The sequence below is a fragment of the Brevibacterium ammoniilyticum genome, assembly GCF_038429965.1.
Lineage (GTDB): Bacteria > Actinomycetota > Actinomycetes > Actinomycetales > Brevibacteriaceae > Brevibacterium > Brevibacterium ammoniilyticum.
In genome coordinates this window covers 91,217-105,613 of record NZ_BAABNP010000010.1, presented here as the reverse complement: position 1 = coordinate 105,613, position 14,397 = coordinate 91,217, and the positions used below count along the sequence as shown (strand labels likewise).

At 68.5% G+C, this 14,397-nt stretch carries 14 protein-coding genes; 13 read left to right on the top strand and 1 reads right to left on the bottom strand.

Translation table 11 applies throughout. The features are described from left to right. Positions 1–161 precede the first annotated feature (161 nt). Positions 162–1,439, bottom strand: a complete 1,278-nt coding sequence (locus AAHA49_RS12805; protein WP_342038597.1) for an amidohydrolase family protein — start codon at positions 1,437–1,439, stop codon at positions 162–164. Between the two features lie 225 nt (positions 1,440–1,664). On the opposite strand from AAHA49_RS12805, the gene AAHA49_RS12800 reads away from it, so the two are divergent. From AAHA49_RS12800 to AAHA49_RS12740, 13 genes are all read left to right on the top strand, one after another. Next, positions 1,665–2,903: an MFS transporter gene (locus AAHA49_RS12800; RefSeq protein ID WP_342038596.1), complete on the top strand. Its 1,239-nt coding sequence runs from the start codon at positions 1,665–1,667 to the stop codon at positions 2,901–2,903. Positions 2,904–3,001: 98 nt separating this feature from the next. Next, complete coding sequence (gene hpt, locus AAHA49_RS12795) at positions 3,002–3,553, top strand: hypoxanthine phosphoribosyltransferase (RefSeq protein WP_342038595.1); 552 nt, start codon at positions 3,002–3,004, stop codon at positions 3,551–3,553. Between the two features lie 156 nt (positions 3,554–3,709). Continuing rightward, positions 3,710–5,836: an ATP-dependent zinc metalloprotease FtsH gene (gene ftsH / locus AAHA49_RS12790; RefSeq protein ID WP_342038594.1), complete on the top strand. Its 2,127-nt coding sequence runs from the start codon at positions 3,710–3,712 to the stop codon at positions 5,834–5,836. Next, a complete protein-coding gene (gene folE, locus AAHA49_RS12785) occupies positions 5,836–6,450 on the top strand; it encodes a GTP cyclohydrolase I FolE (RefSeq protein WP_342038593.1) in 615 nt (204 codons plus the stop codon). The genes ftsH and folE overlap by 1 nt, the downstream gene beginning before the upstream one ends. Before the next feature lie 3 nt (positions 6,451–6,453). Further along, complete coding sequence (gene folP / locus AAHA49_RS12780) at positions 6,454–7,296, top strand: dihydropteroate synthase (protein WP_342038592.1); 843 nt, start codon at positions 6,454–6,456, stop codon at positions 7,294–7,296. Next, positions 7,293–8,186, top strand: coding sequence for a 2-amino-4-hydroxy-6-hydroxymethyldihydropteridine diphosphokinase (folK, locus tag AAHA49_RS12775; RefSeq protein ID WP_342038591.1), 894 nt, complete (start codon positions 7,293–7,295; stop codon positions 8,184–8,186). Before folP ends, folK begins: the two co-directional genes overlap by 4 nt. Before the next feature lie 36 nt (positions 8,187–8,222). Continuing rightward, the gene (locus tag AAHA49_RS12770) at positions 8,223–8,684 is read left to right on the top strand and encodes a DUF3180 domain-containing protein (RefSeq protein WP_342038590.1); all 462 of its coding nucleotides are present in this window, start codon (positions 8,223–8,225) and stop codon (positions 8,682–8,684) included. Then, complete coding sequence (locus tag AAHA49_RS12765) at positions 8,681–9,151, top strand: PH domain-containing protein (protein ID WP_342038589.1); 471 nt, start codon at positions 8,681–8,683, stop codon at positions 9,149–9,151. Before AAHA49_RS12770 ends, AAHA49_RS12765 begins: the two co-directional genes overlap by 4 nt. A 2-nt stretch (positions 9,152–9,153) precedes the next feature. Further along, positions 9,154–10,887 (top strand): PH domain-containing protein, encoded by a 1,734-nt coding sequence (locus AAHA49_RS12760; RefSeq protein ID WP_342038588.1) that lies wholly within the window; start codon positions 9,154–9,156, stop codon positions 10,885–10,887. Then, positions 10,884–11,774 carry a Rossmann-like and DUF2520 domain-containing protein gene (locus AAHA49_RS12755; RefSeq protein ID WP_342038587.1) on the top strand — a complete coding sequence of 297 codons (891 nt, stop codon included), beginning with the start codon at positions 10,884–10,886 and terminating at the stop codon, positions 11,772–11,774. The genes AAHA49_RS12760 and AAHA49_RS12755 overlap by 4 nt, the downstream gene beginning before the upstream one ends. 135 nt (positions 11,775–11,909) lie before the next feature. After that, a complete protein-coding gene (lysS, locus tag AAHA49_RS12750; protein ID WP_342038586.1) occupies positions 11,910–13,469 on the top strand; it encodes a lysine--tRNA ligase in 1,560 nt (519 codons plus the stop codon). A gap of 4 nt (positions 13,470–13,473) precedes the next feature. Then, entirely contained in the window at positions 13,474–13,734 is a 261-nt protein-coding gene (locus AAHA49_RS12745; RefSeq protein WP_342038585.1) for a hypothetical protein, read from the top strand. Then, complete coding sequence (locus AAHA49_RS12740) at positions 13,712–14,035, top strand: histone-like nucleoid-structuring protein Lsr2 (protein WP_342038584.1); 324 nt, start codon at positions 13,712–13,714, stop codon at positions 14,033–14,035. The genes AAHA49_RS12745 and AAHA49_RS12740 overlap by 23 nt, the downstream gene beginning before the upstream one ends. Positions 14,036–14,397 lie beyond the last annotated feature (362 nt).

The following is a 14,397-nucleotide window of genomic DNA, read 5'->3' as shown; positions in this document are numbered from 1 at the left end:
AAGGTGCCGTTCGGATTCGGCGCCTCCGGCAGGAGTAACCCGGTGTCCGCCGCAGATGCCCGCAACTCCGCCCCTGTGCGGCCGCAACGCCCAGCCCGCAACGCCGAGCCCGCAACGCCGCAATGCCGCTCCCGGCCCGCACCGCAGCGCTGTGACCGCGCTTACCGCACTCCGCCGAGCAGCTTTCCGCCGGAGGCGACGAGGCGACCGGCCTTGAACACGTCCCGGTCGACGGGGCAGTCCATGATCGCCGAGGTGACGGTGTCGGCATCGAGGAGCATGAAGTCCGCCGGTGCGCCGACACCGAGGCCGAACCTCGCATCCTCGACCAGCGCGGTGTGCTCGGGGCGGGCTCCGGCCATGACCTGCGCGCCTCCGCGCGAGGCGATGTCGAGACAGTGCTCGATGTCTTCGTCACGGCGGAAGCCGTTGGTGAACGCCAACTGCCAGGTCCGGCGCAGCAGATCGCCGTCGCCGTACGGACTCCAGTAGTCCCGCTGTCCGTCCTCGCCGAGGCCGATCGCCACCCGCTGCTCGCCGAGGATGTCCTGCGGCAGGCACCCCTTCTGCGGGGCCACCGTCGTCACGGAGATGCCCGCCTCGGCGAGGAGCTCCGCTAGGCCTCGAACCACCGGTTCGGGGTTCGTGTTCAGGGCGAAAGCATGGGAGATCGTCACCTTCCCCTGCAGGCCGAGCGCCGTGGTCCGGTGCGCGATCTCCTCGAACGAATACACCCCCGCAGTCCCGCCTTCGTGGAGGTGGATGTCGACCCCGGCGCCGTGCTTCTCGGCGAGGTCGAAGACGATGTCGAGGTGGGTCTTCGGGTCCCGGTCGTACTGGAGCGGGTCGAGGCCGCCGACGAGATCGGCACCTTCGCTCAGGGCCGCATCGAGGAGGTCCTTGACACCCCGCTCGCGCACGATCCCCGCCTGCGGGAACGCGACGATCTGCGAGTCGAGGACGTCGTTGTGGGCGGCCAGGGCATCCCGGACGCCTGCGAACCGTTCGAGGCCCGTGTCGGCGTCGACCTGGGCATGCGAGCGGATCCGCACCCCGCCCGAGGCGATGATCGCGGCGATCGCGAAGCTCGCCTGGTCGCGCACCGAACGCTCCCCGCTGCGCCAGTTCGCCCGGTCATTCATGATGTAGCCGTGCAGGGTGCCGTCGGCGGTGTGCGGACGGAAGGTCTGGCCCAGTCGGTTCGAATCGAGGTGGGCGTGGACGTCGCCGAGGCCGGGCATGAGGACTCGCCCTCGTCCCTCGACGACCTCGCCGGCAGGGGCAGTGCCCGACCCCGCCTCGCCAGACCCCGCACCACCCGAACGATCGGCTCCTGCCAGTGTGATCGCGGTGATGCGGCCGTTATCGACGACGACGTCGACGGCCGCCTCGTCGGGGCGGCGGGGGAAGATCCGGACATCGGCAAAGGTGGTCGTCATCGTCGATCTGCGCTTCCTGTGGGCAACGGTGGTCAAAGGGACGGGCGCGGATGGTCACCGCCCCGTTCCTGATGGTATACCATTGTTCGGTCGACCGGAACGGGTCGCCGGGCCCGGCCGTGGACACCGCGCCGGACACCACGCCAGGCACCGCCCCGGAACCTGCCGCGGACCCCGCCGTGGACGGCGAAGCGGCAGCCGAGAGACGACTGAGAGGATGAGCGCATGACCACCACCCCTGGGACCGAGAATCCCCGCACAGGTCCTGGGCTCGACGTCCTCGCGCTCGTCTGCCTCATCTTCATTGCCTCGTCCCTGCGCCCCGCGGCCTCCTCCCTGGGTCCCGTGCTCGCCGAGGTGCAGGCCGCCTTCGGCCTCGCCGAATGGCAGACGGGCCTGCTCACCGCCCTGCCCGGACTGATCTTCGCCGGCTGCGGCTTCCTCGCCGTGCCCCTGCTGCGCCGGGCCGGCCTCTTCGCCTCACTCGCCCTCTCCTGCGCGCTCATCGCCGTGGGCATCGGCGCCCGTGTCCTCGTCGACTCCTCCCTGGCCTTCTCCGTCCTCACGGTCACCGCCCTGGCCGGCATGTCGCTCGGCAACGTCATCCTCCCCGTCTTCGTCAAGACCCGCTTCCCGCACCGCACCCACCTCGGCGCGACGACCTTCACCGTCTCCCTCGGCCTCGGCGCGATGTTCCCCGCCTTCCTCACCGCTCCGCTCGCCGAGCATTTCGACGACTGGCGGGTCGGGCTGGGCGCGTGGGTCCTCGTTCCCCTCGCGGCTCTGGCCTCGTGGATCGTGCTGCGCGCCGCGGGTTCCGTGCCCGTGCTCCCACGTCCGTCCCGTGACCCGCAGCAGGCACCCGCGCCGAGGCGGCACATCCATTCGACGGCGAAGGCGAGGTACATGGCGATGTTCTTCGGCCTCCAGTCCGTCAACGCCTACGTCCAGTTCGGGTGGCTGCCGCAGATCTACCGCGACGCCGGACTCGACCCCGTCGCCGCGGGCGTCATGCTCACGATCGTCACCCTCGGCGGCCTGCCCGGCGGCTTCCTCGCCCCGCAGATCATCATGCGCGGCCTCGCCCCCCGCTTCTTCCTCGTCTCCTTCTCCGTCAGCGCCGTCGCCGGCTACCTCGGACTGCTGCTCGCCCCCGCGAGCGCCCCCGTGCTCTGGGCGGTCCTGCTCTCCTACGGCGGCTTCGCCTTCCCCGCCGCGCTCGCCCTCATCACCAGCCGCACCCGCGCAGTCTCGATCACGGCGCGGACCTCCGCGTTCGTCCAGTCCACCGGCTACATCCTCGCCGCCCTCGGTCCGCTCGCCGTCGGTGCCCTGCTCGGGGTGAGCGGATCATGGACGCCGCCGCTCATCCTCCTCATCGTCGTCTCCGCGCTCATGGGGCTCACCGGGTACCTCTCGGCCGCACCCGGCACCGTCGACGACGAACTCGCCGAGGCGGGGTGAGCGCTGAGATCCTCACTGGGGGAGCGCGGGTGGCTCGGTGGGAGGTCCGTCACCCATAATGGAGACACACCCGCCCCATTTGAGGAGAATCGACCGCAGTGGACATCAACGATCTCGGCACAGACATCGAAGAAGTGCTCGTCTCAGAAGAACAGATTGCCGCCCGACTCGTTGAACTGGCAGCCGCCATCGATGAGGACTACAACGACAAGGACATCCTCCTCGTCGGCGTCCTCAAGGGAGCGGTCATGGTCATGGCCGACCTCGCCCGCGCCCTGCACTCCCCGGTGACGATGGACTGGATGGCCGTGTCCTCGTACGGTTCGGGCACGAAGTCCTCGGGCGTCGTGCGCATCCTCAAGGACCTCGACACCGACCTCACCGGACGCCACGTGCTCATCGTCGAAGACATCATCGACTCCGGGCTCACCCTGTCCTGGCTTGTCCAGAATCTCCGCTCGCGCGGGGCCGCCGACGTCGAGATCTGCACGATGCTGCGCAAGCCCGAAGCGGTCAAGGTCGACATCGACGTCAAGTACGTCGGCTTCGACGTGCCCAACGAGTTCGTCATCGGCTACGGCCTCGACTATGCGGAGAAGTACCGCAACGTCCCGTTCGTCGCGACCCTGGCCCAGCACGTCTACAGCTGAGCGCTGGCCGGACGTTCGCTCAGAGAAGAGCCGGGCGGGGAACAAAAGCGTGCGGATTCCCGCTATGTCATCGGTACGTACTAGGCTGTGGGGGATGCTCCCAGGCCGCTGCGGCGGCCTCAACGGGCTGTCGAGACTGAACTCCTGAGAGGACCTATGGCCGAGTCCAACAAGCGACGACCCCTGCTCAACAAGGCGACGAAGGGTCCCCTGATCTGGATCGTCATGGCGCTGCTCGTGGTGTCGATCGGAGCGCTGCTCTTCAGCCGTGCCGGCTTCAGCCAGATCGACACGGAGCAGGGACTCAAACTCCTCGCCGACGACAAGGTCGAGCAGGTCAAGATCGTCGACCGCGACCAGCGGGTCGATCTCACCCTCAAGGACGACCTGTCGATCGACGGCCAGGACTTCGGCAAGAAGGTCCAGTTCTACTACGTCGAACCGCGCGGCGACGAGGTCGTCAAGGCCGTCGCCGAGTCGAACCCGACGCAGGGCTACACCGACGAGGTGCCGCAGCAGAGCTGGCTGATGTCGCTGCTGGGCACCCTCATCCCGTTCGTCATCATCTTCGTCGTCTTCTGGTTCCTCATCTCGCAGATGAGCGGCGGGAAGATGATGAACTTCGGCAAGTCGAAGGCGAAGCTCGTCAACAAGGAGAACCCCGACGTCACGTTCAAGGACGTCGCCGGGGTCGACGAGGCCCTCGAGGAACTCGAGGAGATCAAGGAGTTCCTCGCCGAACCGGAGAAGTTCAAGGCCGTGGGCGCGAAGATCCCCAAGGGCGTGCTCCTCTACGGTCAGCCCGGCACGGGAAAGACCCTGCTCGCGAAGGCCGTGGCCGGCGAAGCGGGAGTGCCCTTCTACTCGATCTCCGGCTCCGACTTCGTCGAGATGTACGTCGGCGTCGGCGCCTCCCGTGTGCGTGATCTCTTCGAACAGGCCAAGGCGAACGCGCCCTGCATCATCTTCATCGACGAGATCGACGCCGTCGGCCGCCAGCGCGGCGCCGGCATGGGCGGCGGCCACGACGAGCGCGAGCAGACGCTCAACCAGCTGCTCGTCGAGATGGACGGCTTCGACGTCAAGACCAACGTCATCCTCATCGCCGCGACCAACCGTCCCGACGTCCTCGACCCCGCACTGCTGCGTCCGGGCCGCTTCGACCGGCAGATCCCCGTCGAGGCACCGGACATGAAGGGCCGGAAGAAGATCCTCGAAGTCCATGCCGAGGGCAAACCGCTCGCGCCCGACGTCGACCTCGGCCAGATCGCCAAGCGCACTCCCGGCTTCTCGGGTGCCGACCTCGCCAACGTCCTCAACGAGGCGGCCCTGCTCACGGCCCGTGAGAACGCGAAGGTCATCGACAACCGCATCCTCGACGAGGCGATCGACCGCGTCATCGCAGGCCCCCAGAAGCGGACCCGCCTGATGAACGACAAGGAACGCCTCGTCACCGCCTACCATGAGGGCGGTCACGCGCTCGTGGCGGCCGCGATGAACGACACCGACCCGGTGACGAAGGTGACGATCCTCCCGCGCGGCCGCGCCCTGGGATACACGATGGTCCTGCCCAGTGAGGACAAGTACTCGACCACCCGCAACGAACTCCTCGACCAGCTCGCCTACGCGATGGGCGGGCGCGTCGCCGAGGAGGTCGTCTTCCACGACCCGACCACGGGGGCGAGCAACGACATCGAGAAGGCGACGAACATCGCCCGGAAGATGGTGACCCAGTACGGGATGAGCGAGAAGCTCGGCATGGTCAAGATCGGCGACGACCAGTCCGAGCCGTTCGCCGGCCGCGGCTACGGTGCCGGCGACGAATACGGGGACTCGACGCTCTCGGCGATCGACGCCGAGGTGCGCGAACTCATCGACACCGCCCACGCCGACGCCTACTGGGTGCTCACCCACAACCGCGACGTCCTCGACTCCCTGGCCTACCAGCTCCTCGAGCGCGAGACCCTCGACCAGGCGGCGCTCGAGGCGATCTTCGCCGCCGTCGTCAAGCGTCCCCGCCGCGAGGTGTGGCTGGCCAACGACGAGCGTCCCGTCTCCGACCGCGGACCCATCGTCCCGCCCGCCCCCGTCGGCAACCGCGGCGACGGCGGCCATATGGGCGGCTCCGGTCCGGACACGACGGACATTCCCGGCTCCGGTCCCTCGGGCACCCACGGTCCCGACGTGCCGCACAACCCGCCGGGACCGGTCGACCCGAACGGCCCGACCGGTCCGTCGGGACCCAGCTCCGGACTGCCCACCGATGACCCAGGGAGCCGCTGATGACCGACTACGTGTTCAGCGACCTCGGCGAAGACGCTGAGGAGAAGCCCACGATCGACCATGGTCGCATCGCCGCCGCCGTGCGTGAGATCCTCTTCGCCGTCGGCGAGGACCCCGACCGCGAAGGCCTGCAGGAGACCCCGGCCCGGGTCGCCCGGGCGTATGAGGAGATCTTCGCCGGACTCCACCACGACCCGGCCGAGATCCTCTCCGTGACCTTCGACATCAGCCACGAGGAGATGGTCCTCGTCCGCGACATCGACCTCTACTCGATGTGCGAACACCACCTCGTGCCCTTCCACGGCGTCGCCCACGTCGGCTACATCCCGTCGAAGAACGGCAAGGTCACGGGCCTGTCGAAGCTCGCCCGCCTCGTCGAGATCTACGCCCGGCGCCCGCAGGTGCAGGAGCGGCTGACCAGCCAGATCGCCGATGCCCTCGTCCGCTACCTCGAACCGCAGGGCGCGATCGTCGTCGTCGAGGCCGAGCACCTGTGCATGACGATGCGCGGAGTCCGCAAGCCCGGTGCCTCGACGATCACCTCGGCGGTGCGCGGCCAGCTGCGCGAACCCGCGTCCCGGGCCGAAGCGATGAGCCTCATCCTCCGAGGCTGAACCGTGCCCACGCAGATCATGGGCGTCCTCAACGTCACGCCCGACTCCTTCTCCGACGGCGGCCGCTGGTTCGACCAGTCCGCCGCCATAGCCCACGGCCTCGAGCTGCGTGCCGCCGGCGCCGACATCATCGACATCGGCGGCGAATCGACCCGACCGGGAGCGGTCAGGGTCGACGAAGCCGAGGAGCTGCGCCGCGTCGTCCCCGTCGTCCGTGAGCTCGCCGGCGCAGGCGCCCTCATCAGCGTCGACACGATGCGGGCAAGGGTCGCCGCCGCCGCCATCGACGCGGGTGCCCACATCATCAACGACGTCTCCGCGGGACTCTCGGATCCCGGCATGCTCTCCGTCGCCGCCGAGACGCGCGTCCCGATCGTCCTCATGCACTGGCGCGGCTACCTCGACCGGGCCGATGCGACGTTCCACTACGACGATGTCGTCGCCGAGGTGATCGCCGAGTTGGGTGATCGCATCGACGTCGCCGTGTCCGCCGGCGTCGACCCCGCCGACATCATCGTCGACCCGGGCCTGGGGTTCTCGAAGAACGCCGAGCACAACTGGCAGCTCCTCGCCGGCCTCCACGCGTTCACCGTGTTCCCGCAGCGCCTCCTCGTCGCCGCGAGCCGCAAGCGCTTCATCGCCTCCCTCGTCTCTCCGGAGGATCCCGGTCAGGCCGGAGAGCACGAGAAGGACGAAGCCACGGCAGTGATCTCCGCGTTCGCCGCGCAGGCGGGAGCATGGGCGGTGCGCGTCCACGATCCGGCCGCCTCGGCGCTGGCCTGCCGGGTCGCCGAATCCATCGCCGACCACTCAGGTCCCGGCCCCTCACCGTGGAGCCTGCGATGACCGGGCACCCGGACCGGATCGAACTGCGCGGACTGCGGGTGCGCGGCAACCACGGGGTCTTCGAGTTCGAGAAGCGCGAGGGCCAGGACTTCGTCGTCGATGTCGTCCTCCACACCTCGACGGCGAGAGCCGCCGCGACCGACGACATCGCCCAGACCATCCACTACGGGGAGCTCGCCGAGGACGTCGCGGCCATCATCGAGGGCACCACCTTCGACCTCATCGAAACGCTCGCCGAGGCGATCGCCGACCACTGCCTGAGCCTGACCGACCATGTCGAGGTCGTCGTCCACAAACCCAGCGCCCCCATCGCCCGCACGTTCTCCGACGTCTCGGTCACCGTCGAACGCACCCGCAGCACCCCGGCACCCGCAGCGACCGGGCCGGGGGAGCCCGCGGTGGCCTACCTCAGCCTCGGGGCGAACCTCGGCGATGCCGCGGCCACTCTCGACGAGGCGGTCGCCGCCCTCGAGCGGCATCCGCGCATCAGCGTGCGCGCCCGCTCCTCCCTCTACCGCACCGCACCGTGGGGCGGGGTCGACCAGGACGACTTCCTCAACCTCGGCGTCCTCGTCGAGACCACCCTGCCGCCGGCCCAGCTGCTCGCCGTGTGCCAGGGCATCGAGGTCGCGTGCGGACGCACCCGGGAGCTGCGGTGGGGACCCCGGACCCTCGACATCGACCTCATCGCCTTTACGGCAGACGGCGTCGAACAGGTCAGCGACACCCCGGAGCTCACCCTGCCGCACCCGCGCGCCCACGAGAGGGCCTTCGTCCTCGCCCCGTGGGCCGAGATCGCCCCGGACACCGTCGTCACCACCGCGGAGGGCCCGCGCCCGATCGCCGAGGCTCTCGCGGCAGTGGCCGATCAGGCCATCGACCGCGTCTGACCTGCACGAGCGCCCCCGATCTGCAAGACTGGGAGCATGCAGAGAACCACCTCGGGCACACTCGTCATCTGGGCGGTGGCCGGCACCCTGCTCGGCGTGCTCGTCGACGTGCTGCTGGAGTCCCAGGGCTTCGCCCTGCCCGGCCAGCCGTGGTTCGCGATCATCGGCATGCTCATCCTCGCAGTCGTCCTCCTCGTCCTCGGCTACCCGATCAAACGGTGGAACGACGGCGACCGGACCAGGGAGATCGACCCCCTACAGGCCGCCCGTGTCGCCGTGATGGCCAAGGCCAGCGCCCTGACCGGCGCGGGACTGGCCGGCTGGTACCTCGGCAACGCCGGGTACTACTTCCTCTCCGCCCCCGGCATCCGCGACGACCTCGCCGCGGGCATGCTGCTCGCGGCAGCCGCGGCGGCGGCCCTGATGATCGTCGGCATCATCGTCGAAGGATTCTGCATGCTCCCACCCGACGACCCTTCAGGAGCCGAAGCCGCATGAACGACATCGTCTACACCCGCGTCAGCCCGAAGTACTGGCGCAAGGAGACCGTCGCCTCCCTGCTCTTCTTCCTCCCGCTCATCGCCGCAGGCATCGTCCTCGCCGTGCTCTTCCCCTCCCAATGGTGGCTGCACGTGGCCTGGGCTGCGATCCTCGCCTGGGCGGTCGTCTACCTCGTCATCCTCTACCGGCAGGCGAAGGTCATCGGCTATGCCGAACGCGACGACGACCTCCTCATCCGTCGCGGCATCCTCTTCCGCCGCACCACCGTCGTCCCCTACGGCCGCCTCCAGTTCGTCGACGTCGACTCCGGCCCCATCGACCGCATGTTCGGCCTGGCCACCGTCAAACTCCATACCGCCTCGGCGGCCACCGATGCCACCATCCCGGGCCTGCCCCGCGCCGATGCCGACCGCCTTCGCGACAGCCTCGCCGGTCTCGGGCAGGCGAACCTGGCAGGTCTGTGACCGTGTCCGCCGATCCTCAGATCCCCGCCGAGGCGACCGCCGCCGATGACTGGCACCGCGTCAACCCGCTCACGCCCGTCCTCGACAGCTTCGGCATCATCGTCGTCATCATCGTCGGCGGCGGCTACGTGGCGCAGAACTTCATCCAACAGGCCATCAGCGACCTCGCCACCGGCGACAGCGTCGACCTCTCGTTCGCCGCATGGCTCGGCTCCCACCGGCTCGTCGTCCTCGCCGTCATCGGCGGACTCCTCCTCATCATCGCCCTCGGCGCCCTCTACAGCTGGCTCGCGTGGCGGGTCATGGGCTACCGCGTCGACGCCGAGGCGATCTACGCCCGCTCCGGGCTGCTGGCGAAGAAGATGCGCAAGGCCCGCCTCGACCGCGTCCAGTCCATCGACCTCCAGCAGAAGCTGCTGCCGAGGCTCCTCGGCCTCGCCGAACTCGTCTTCGACGTCGCCGGCGGCAAGGGCTCGAACGTGTCGCTGAAGTACCTGAGCCGGAAGAAGGCCGACGCCCTGCGCGACGAACTCCTCGCCGCCGTGCGCGAGGTCAAGCAGGGAACCGGCAGACCGGCTCCCGGTGCCCCGGCAGCCGGAGACAGCCTCGGCGAGGTGGCACCACAACCGGAGGCGGAGACGACCGTCGAGGAGCAGACCCTCGACCTCTCCGCGCCCGAACGCGCCGGTGACAGCATCGGGGTGCGTCTGAGCAAGAGGCTGAGCACACTTGCCGGGGACGCTCTCGGCGAGGCGGAGGAGAGCCTGACGGACATGCTCGCGCCCTACGGGGTCGCCCCGAAGCTGAGTCAGGAGGGCGAGATCATCCGCGTGCCCGTCCACCGGGTCATCATCGCCTCGATGCTCAAGACCGACTTCCTCATCGGCGTCCTCGTCTTCATCGCCGTCATCATCGCAGCGATCGTCCTCTTCGTCTCCGGGCTGCGCGAGGCGGCGGTGCCGATGCTCTTCGGCGTCCTGCCCGCGGGCATCGCCTCGTTCGCCGCGGTGCGCAAGAACCTCGAGAACGCGAACTTCGTCGTCCGCCTCACCGACTCGGGCCTCGCCGTCAGCCACGGCCTCGTCTCGACCTCCCGCAAGGTCATCCCGCTCGACCGGGTGCAGGCCGTGTGCCTCCACCAGCCGCTGCTGTGGCGTCGTCCCGGATGGTGGACCGCGGAGTTCAACATCGCCAGCGCCGGCGACGCGGGGGAGTCGAACCTGCTCCTGCCCGTCGGGGACATCGACCAGGCGCTGACGATGATCGGCCTCGCCCTGCCGCAGCCGGCGCTCGAGGACGGGGTGAGCGCCCGCAGCCTCATCCTCTCCGCGATGTACGCCTCCGACTCACCCGACCCCGAGGCGGCCCGCGCGGAGGCCGAGTTCCATCCGCAGCCGCGGTCCTCCCGCATCATCGACCCGCTCGTGTGGAAGCGCCGCGCCTATGCCCTGACCGAGTCCCTCCTCGTCCTGCGCCTGGGCCGGATCGAACGCCGCGTCGACTTCGTCCCGCACGAACGCGTGCAGTCGATGGAGTACCGGCAGGGGCCCGTGCAGCGCGCCCTCGGACTCGCCTCCGTCGCCGTGCACTCCACTGCGGGACCGATCCGGCCCCAGGTCACCCATCAGGACGCCGAGGCGGCCCGCCGCTTCTTCGACGAGCACGCCGAGCGCACCCGCATCGCCCGGCAGCGCTACGACGAACAGCGTCGCGCGGGAACGGGGATCGAGTCATGAGCACACCCGAGGCACCCCGTCTGGGGATCGGCATCATCGGCGCAGGCAAGGCCGGTGCCGTCATCGGTGCCGCCTGGCGTGCGGCCGGGCACGCGATCATCGGAGTCAGCGCCACCTCGGCGGCGAGCCTGGCGAGGGCCGAGGAGATGCTGCCCGGGGTGCCGATCCTGCCACCGGAGACGATCGCCGAACGCGCCGAACTCCTCCTCATCGCCGTTCCCGACGACGAGATCGGCTCCCTCGTGGCCGGACTCGCAGCCTTAGGGCGCATCCACCCCGGTCAGATCGTCATCCACCTGGCCGGACGCTACGGCACTGACATCCTCGAACCGGCCACCGGCCTCGGCGCCCTGCCCATCGCCCTGCACCCGTCCCTGTCGTTCACCGGCACCGCCCTCGACCTGCCGCGCCTGCGACAGGCCACGGTCGCCGTCACCGCACCCGGACCGATCCGCCCGGTCGGGGAGGCACTGGTCGTCGAGATGGGCGCCGAACCGCTCGAGATCGCCGAAGCCGACCGGCCGCTCTACCATGCCGCGATCACGCACGCCTCGAACCACTCGATCACGATCATCTCCGAAGCCCTCGACATGCTCACCGAGGCCGGCGTCGACGACCCGTCCCGCGTGCTCACCGCGCTCGTCGACGCGAGTGTCGCCAACACCCTGCAGAACGGGGCGAAGGCGCTCACCGGTCCCGTCAGCCGCGGTGACGTCGGGACGCTGGCCGCCCACCTGGCCGCCCTGAGCGAATACAGCCTCAGCGTGTCCAGCCCGGCCACGCGCAACAGCTACATCGCGCTCGCCCGGTCGACGACGGCGAAGGCGCTGGCCCTGGGCCGGATCACCGAAGCCCAGGCCCAGGAGATCCTCGCCCTGCTCGACTGAGAGCGACTGAGACTGGCCGAGACCGACCGAGGTGGGCCGCGACCGGCTGAGACGGGCCGCGACCGACTGAGACGGGGGTCTCGTCCCGGGTGCGCGAATTCCCCCGCAGGCCCGGCTGGCGGTAGCCTTGATCCCATGGCAGAAACTGAGTCGATCGTCCCCGAAACCGCTGAGAACTCCCCGGAGCACCTCGATCCGGAGCAGATCCGGATCCGGAAGGACAAGCGGCAGCGGATGCTGGACGCCGACACCGAGGCCTACCCCGTCTCCGTGCCCCGCACCCACACTCTCGCGCAGGTGCACGCAGCCCACCCCGATCTCGAAGCCGGAGACGAGACCGACGAGGTCGTCGGCGTCGTCGGCCGCGTCGTCTTCGTCCGCACCACCGGCAAGCTCGCCTTCGTCACCCTCCAGTCCGGTGACGGCACCCGCCTGCAGGGCATGCTCTCGCTGCGCGAGGTCGGCGAAGACCGACTCGCGGACTTCAAGTCCGACGTCGACCTCGGCGACTTCATCTTCCTCCACGGCCGGGTCATCAAGTCCAAGCGCGGTGAGCTCTCCGTGCTCGCCGACGCATGGGAGATGGCCTCGAAGGCGCTGCGCCCCCTGCCGGGCCTGCACACCGAACTCGCCGAGGACACCCGTGTGCGCCAGCGCTATCTCGACCTCATCACCCGCGAATCCGCGCGGGAGACCATGCGCACCCGCGCCGAGGTGATGGCCTCACTGCGCCGCACCTTCGCCGCACAGGACTTCATCGAGATCGAGACCCCGATGCTCCAGGTCATGCACGGGGGAGCGGCGGCCCGTCCGTTCAAGACCCACATGAACGCCTACGACATCGACATGTACCTGCGCATCGCACCCGAGCTCTTCCTCAAGCGCGCGATCGTCGGCGGCATCGAGAACGTCTTCGAGATCAACCGCAACTTCCGCAACGAAGGCGCGGACTCGACGCATTCGCCGGAGTTCGCGATGCTCGAGGCCTACCAGTCCTACGGCGACTACCATTCGATCGCGGAGCTGACGAAGACGCTCGTCCAGAACGCCGCCCAGGATGCGACCGGTTCTCTGCTCGTCACCCTCGACGACGGCAGCGAATACGACTTCGGCGGAGACTGGCCGGTCGTGAGCATGTACGAGACGCTCTCGGCCGAATCCGGCGTCGAGGTCACCCCACTGACCGGGATCGCCGAACTCGAGCAGATCGCCGCGGACAACGATGTCGACCTCGGCGGAGTCTTCCGCTCGCACGGCAAATACGTCGAAGAGCTGTGGGAGCACTTCTACAAGGACAAGCTCTGGGCCCCGACCTTCGTCACCGACTTCCCCGTCGACACCTCACCGCTCGTGCGCGAACACCGCGACAAGCCCGGCGTCGTCGAGAAGTGGGACCTCTACGTGCGCGGCTTCGAACTCGCCACCGGCTATTCGGAGCTCGTCGACCCCGTCATCCAGAGGGAGCGCTTCGAAGCCCAGGCCGCCGACGCGGCCCGCGGCGACGATGAGGCGATGGGCCTCGACGAGGAGTTCCTCACCGCGATGGAGCACGGAATGCCTCCGACGGGCGGAATGGGAATGGGCCTGGACCGGTTGCTCATGGCCCTGACCGGGTTGGGCATTCGAGAAACGATTCTCTTCCCCTTCACCAAACCGATCGCTCAGGCGAATTCGGAATCCCGAGAGGAAGGCTGAGCCCGTGCTCGACCTCATCAAAGCCCTGCTTCCCTCGATATGCGTGGGATTGCTGTTCTGGTACGTGATGCGCAACATTGTCCGCGCGGATCGTCGGGAACGTGAGCAGATCGAGAAATTCTATTCCGAGCACGAAATCTCCGAGAGAGATAACACGGAATTGGACGATAAAGCCGAATCAGATGTTATGCTTACACCCGTAAAGACTTCTGAACACGAAAAGGGTGAACATGGCACGGGAGATGCGACTCGTCCTCACGGATGATTTCGACGGCTCGGAAGCAGCGGAAACCGTTCGCTTCAGCCTCGACCAGGGCACATATGAACTCGAGCTCTCGACGAAGAATGCCGAAGAGCTGCGTGAGACCTTTGCCCCGTACATCGCCAAGGCACGCCGCGTAGCCAACCCGGGCTCGCGCGGACGCCGCGGAGGAGCGTCGAATTCCGGACCCAAGCGCGATACCGCCAAGATTCGCGAATGGGCACAGGAGAACGGTTACCAGCTCGGTGACCGTGGACGCATTCCGCAGGAGATCGTGCAGGCATACGAAGCCGCCGGCAACTGAAAGGGAACGTGAGCCGACGTCGCTGAGCAGGCGGCGCAGCGCGCACGGACCGAAAGAGACCACCGCGGGGTCGACGATGTGATCGTCGGCCCCGCGGTGTGCTGTTTGCGACACAAATGCCCGATTCGGTCCGTCCCGCTATTCAGGATCGACGAATTGGGGAATATCCGAGTCAGTCAAACAGTTCTTGTGAGAAGGCTGAGTCCCGTAGCCCAAACAAAGCCTGTCGTGTGGCATTACCGCCGGGTGAATCCTTGTCCGCAAGAGCGGTTGTCCGTCTCGCACCGGTCGCCGGATGTGCCGATACGACGGGGCCGCCATCCGGGCACCCGTCCGGTTCCGAATCGTGAATGAATCCCGGT

Coding starts and splice junctions, on each gene's coding strand:
- folK (WP_342038591.1), top strand. CDS start 7,293: ATGACCGGGCACCCGGACCGGATCGAACTGCGCGGACTGCGGGTGCGC.
- AAHA49_RS12800 (WP_342038596.1), top strand. CDS start 1,665: ATGACCACCACCCCTGGGACCGAGAATCCCCGCACAGGTCCTGGGCTC.
- ftsH (WP_342038594.1), top strand. CDS start 3,710: ATGGCCGAGTCCAACAAGCGACGACCCCTGCTCAACAAGGCGACGAAG.
- AAHA49_RS12805 (WP_342038597.1), bottom strand. CDS start 1,439: ATGACGACCACCTTTGCCGATGTCCGGATCTTCCCCCGCCGCCCCGAC.
- AAHA49_RS12740 (WP_342038584.1), top strand. CDS start 13,712: ATGCGACTCGTCCTCACGGATGATTTCGACGGCTCGGAAGCAGCGGAA.
- lysS (WP_342038586.1), top strand. CDS start 11,910: ATGGCAGAAACTGAGTCGATCGTCCCCGAAACCGCTGAGAACTCCCCG.
- folE (WP_342038593.1), top strand. CDS start 5,836: ATGACCGACTACGTGTTCAGCGACCTCGGCGAAGACGCTGAGGAGAAG.
- AAHA49_RS12765 (WP_342038589.1), top strand. CDS start 8,681: ATGAACGACATCGTCTACACCCGCGTCAGCCCGAAGTACTGGCGCAAG.
- AAHA49_RS12770 (WP_342038590.1), top strand. CDS start 8,223: ATGCAGAGAACCACCTCGGGCACACTCGTCATCTGGGCGGTGGCCGGC.
- AAHA49_RS12755 (WP_342038587.1), top strand. CDS start 10,884: ATGAGCACACCCGAGGCACCCCGTCTGGGGATCGGCATCATCGGCGCA.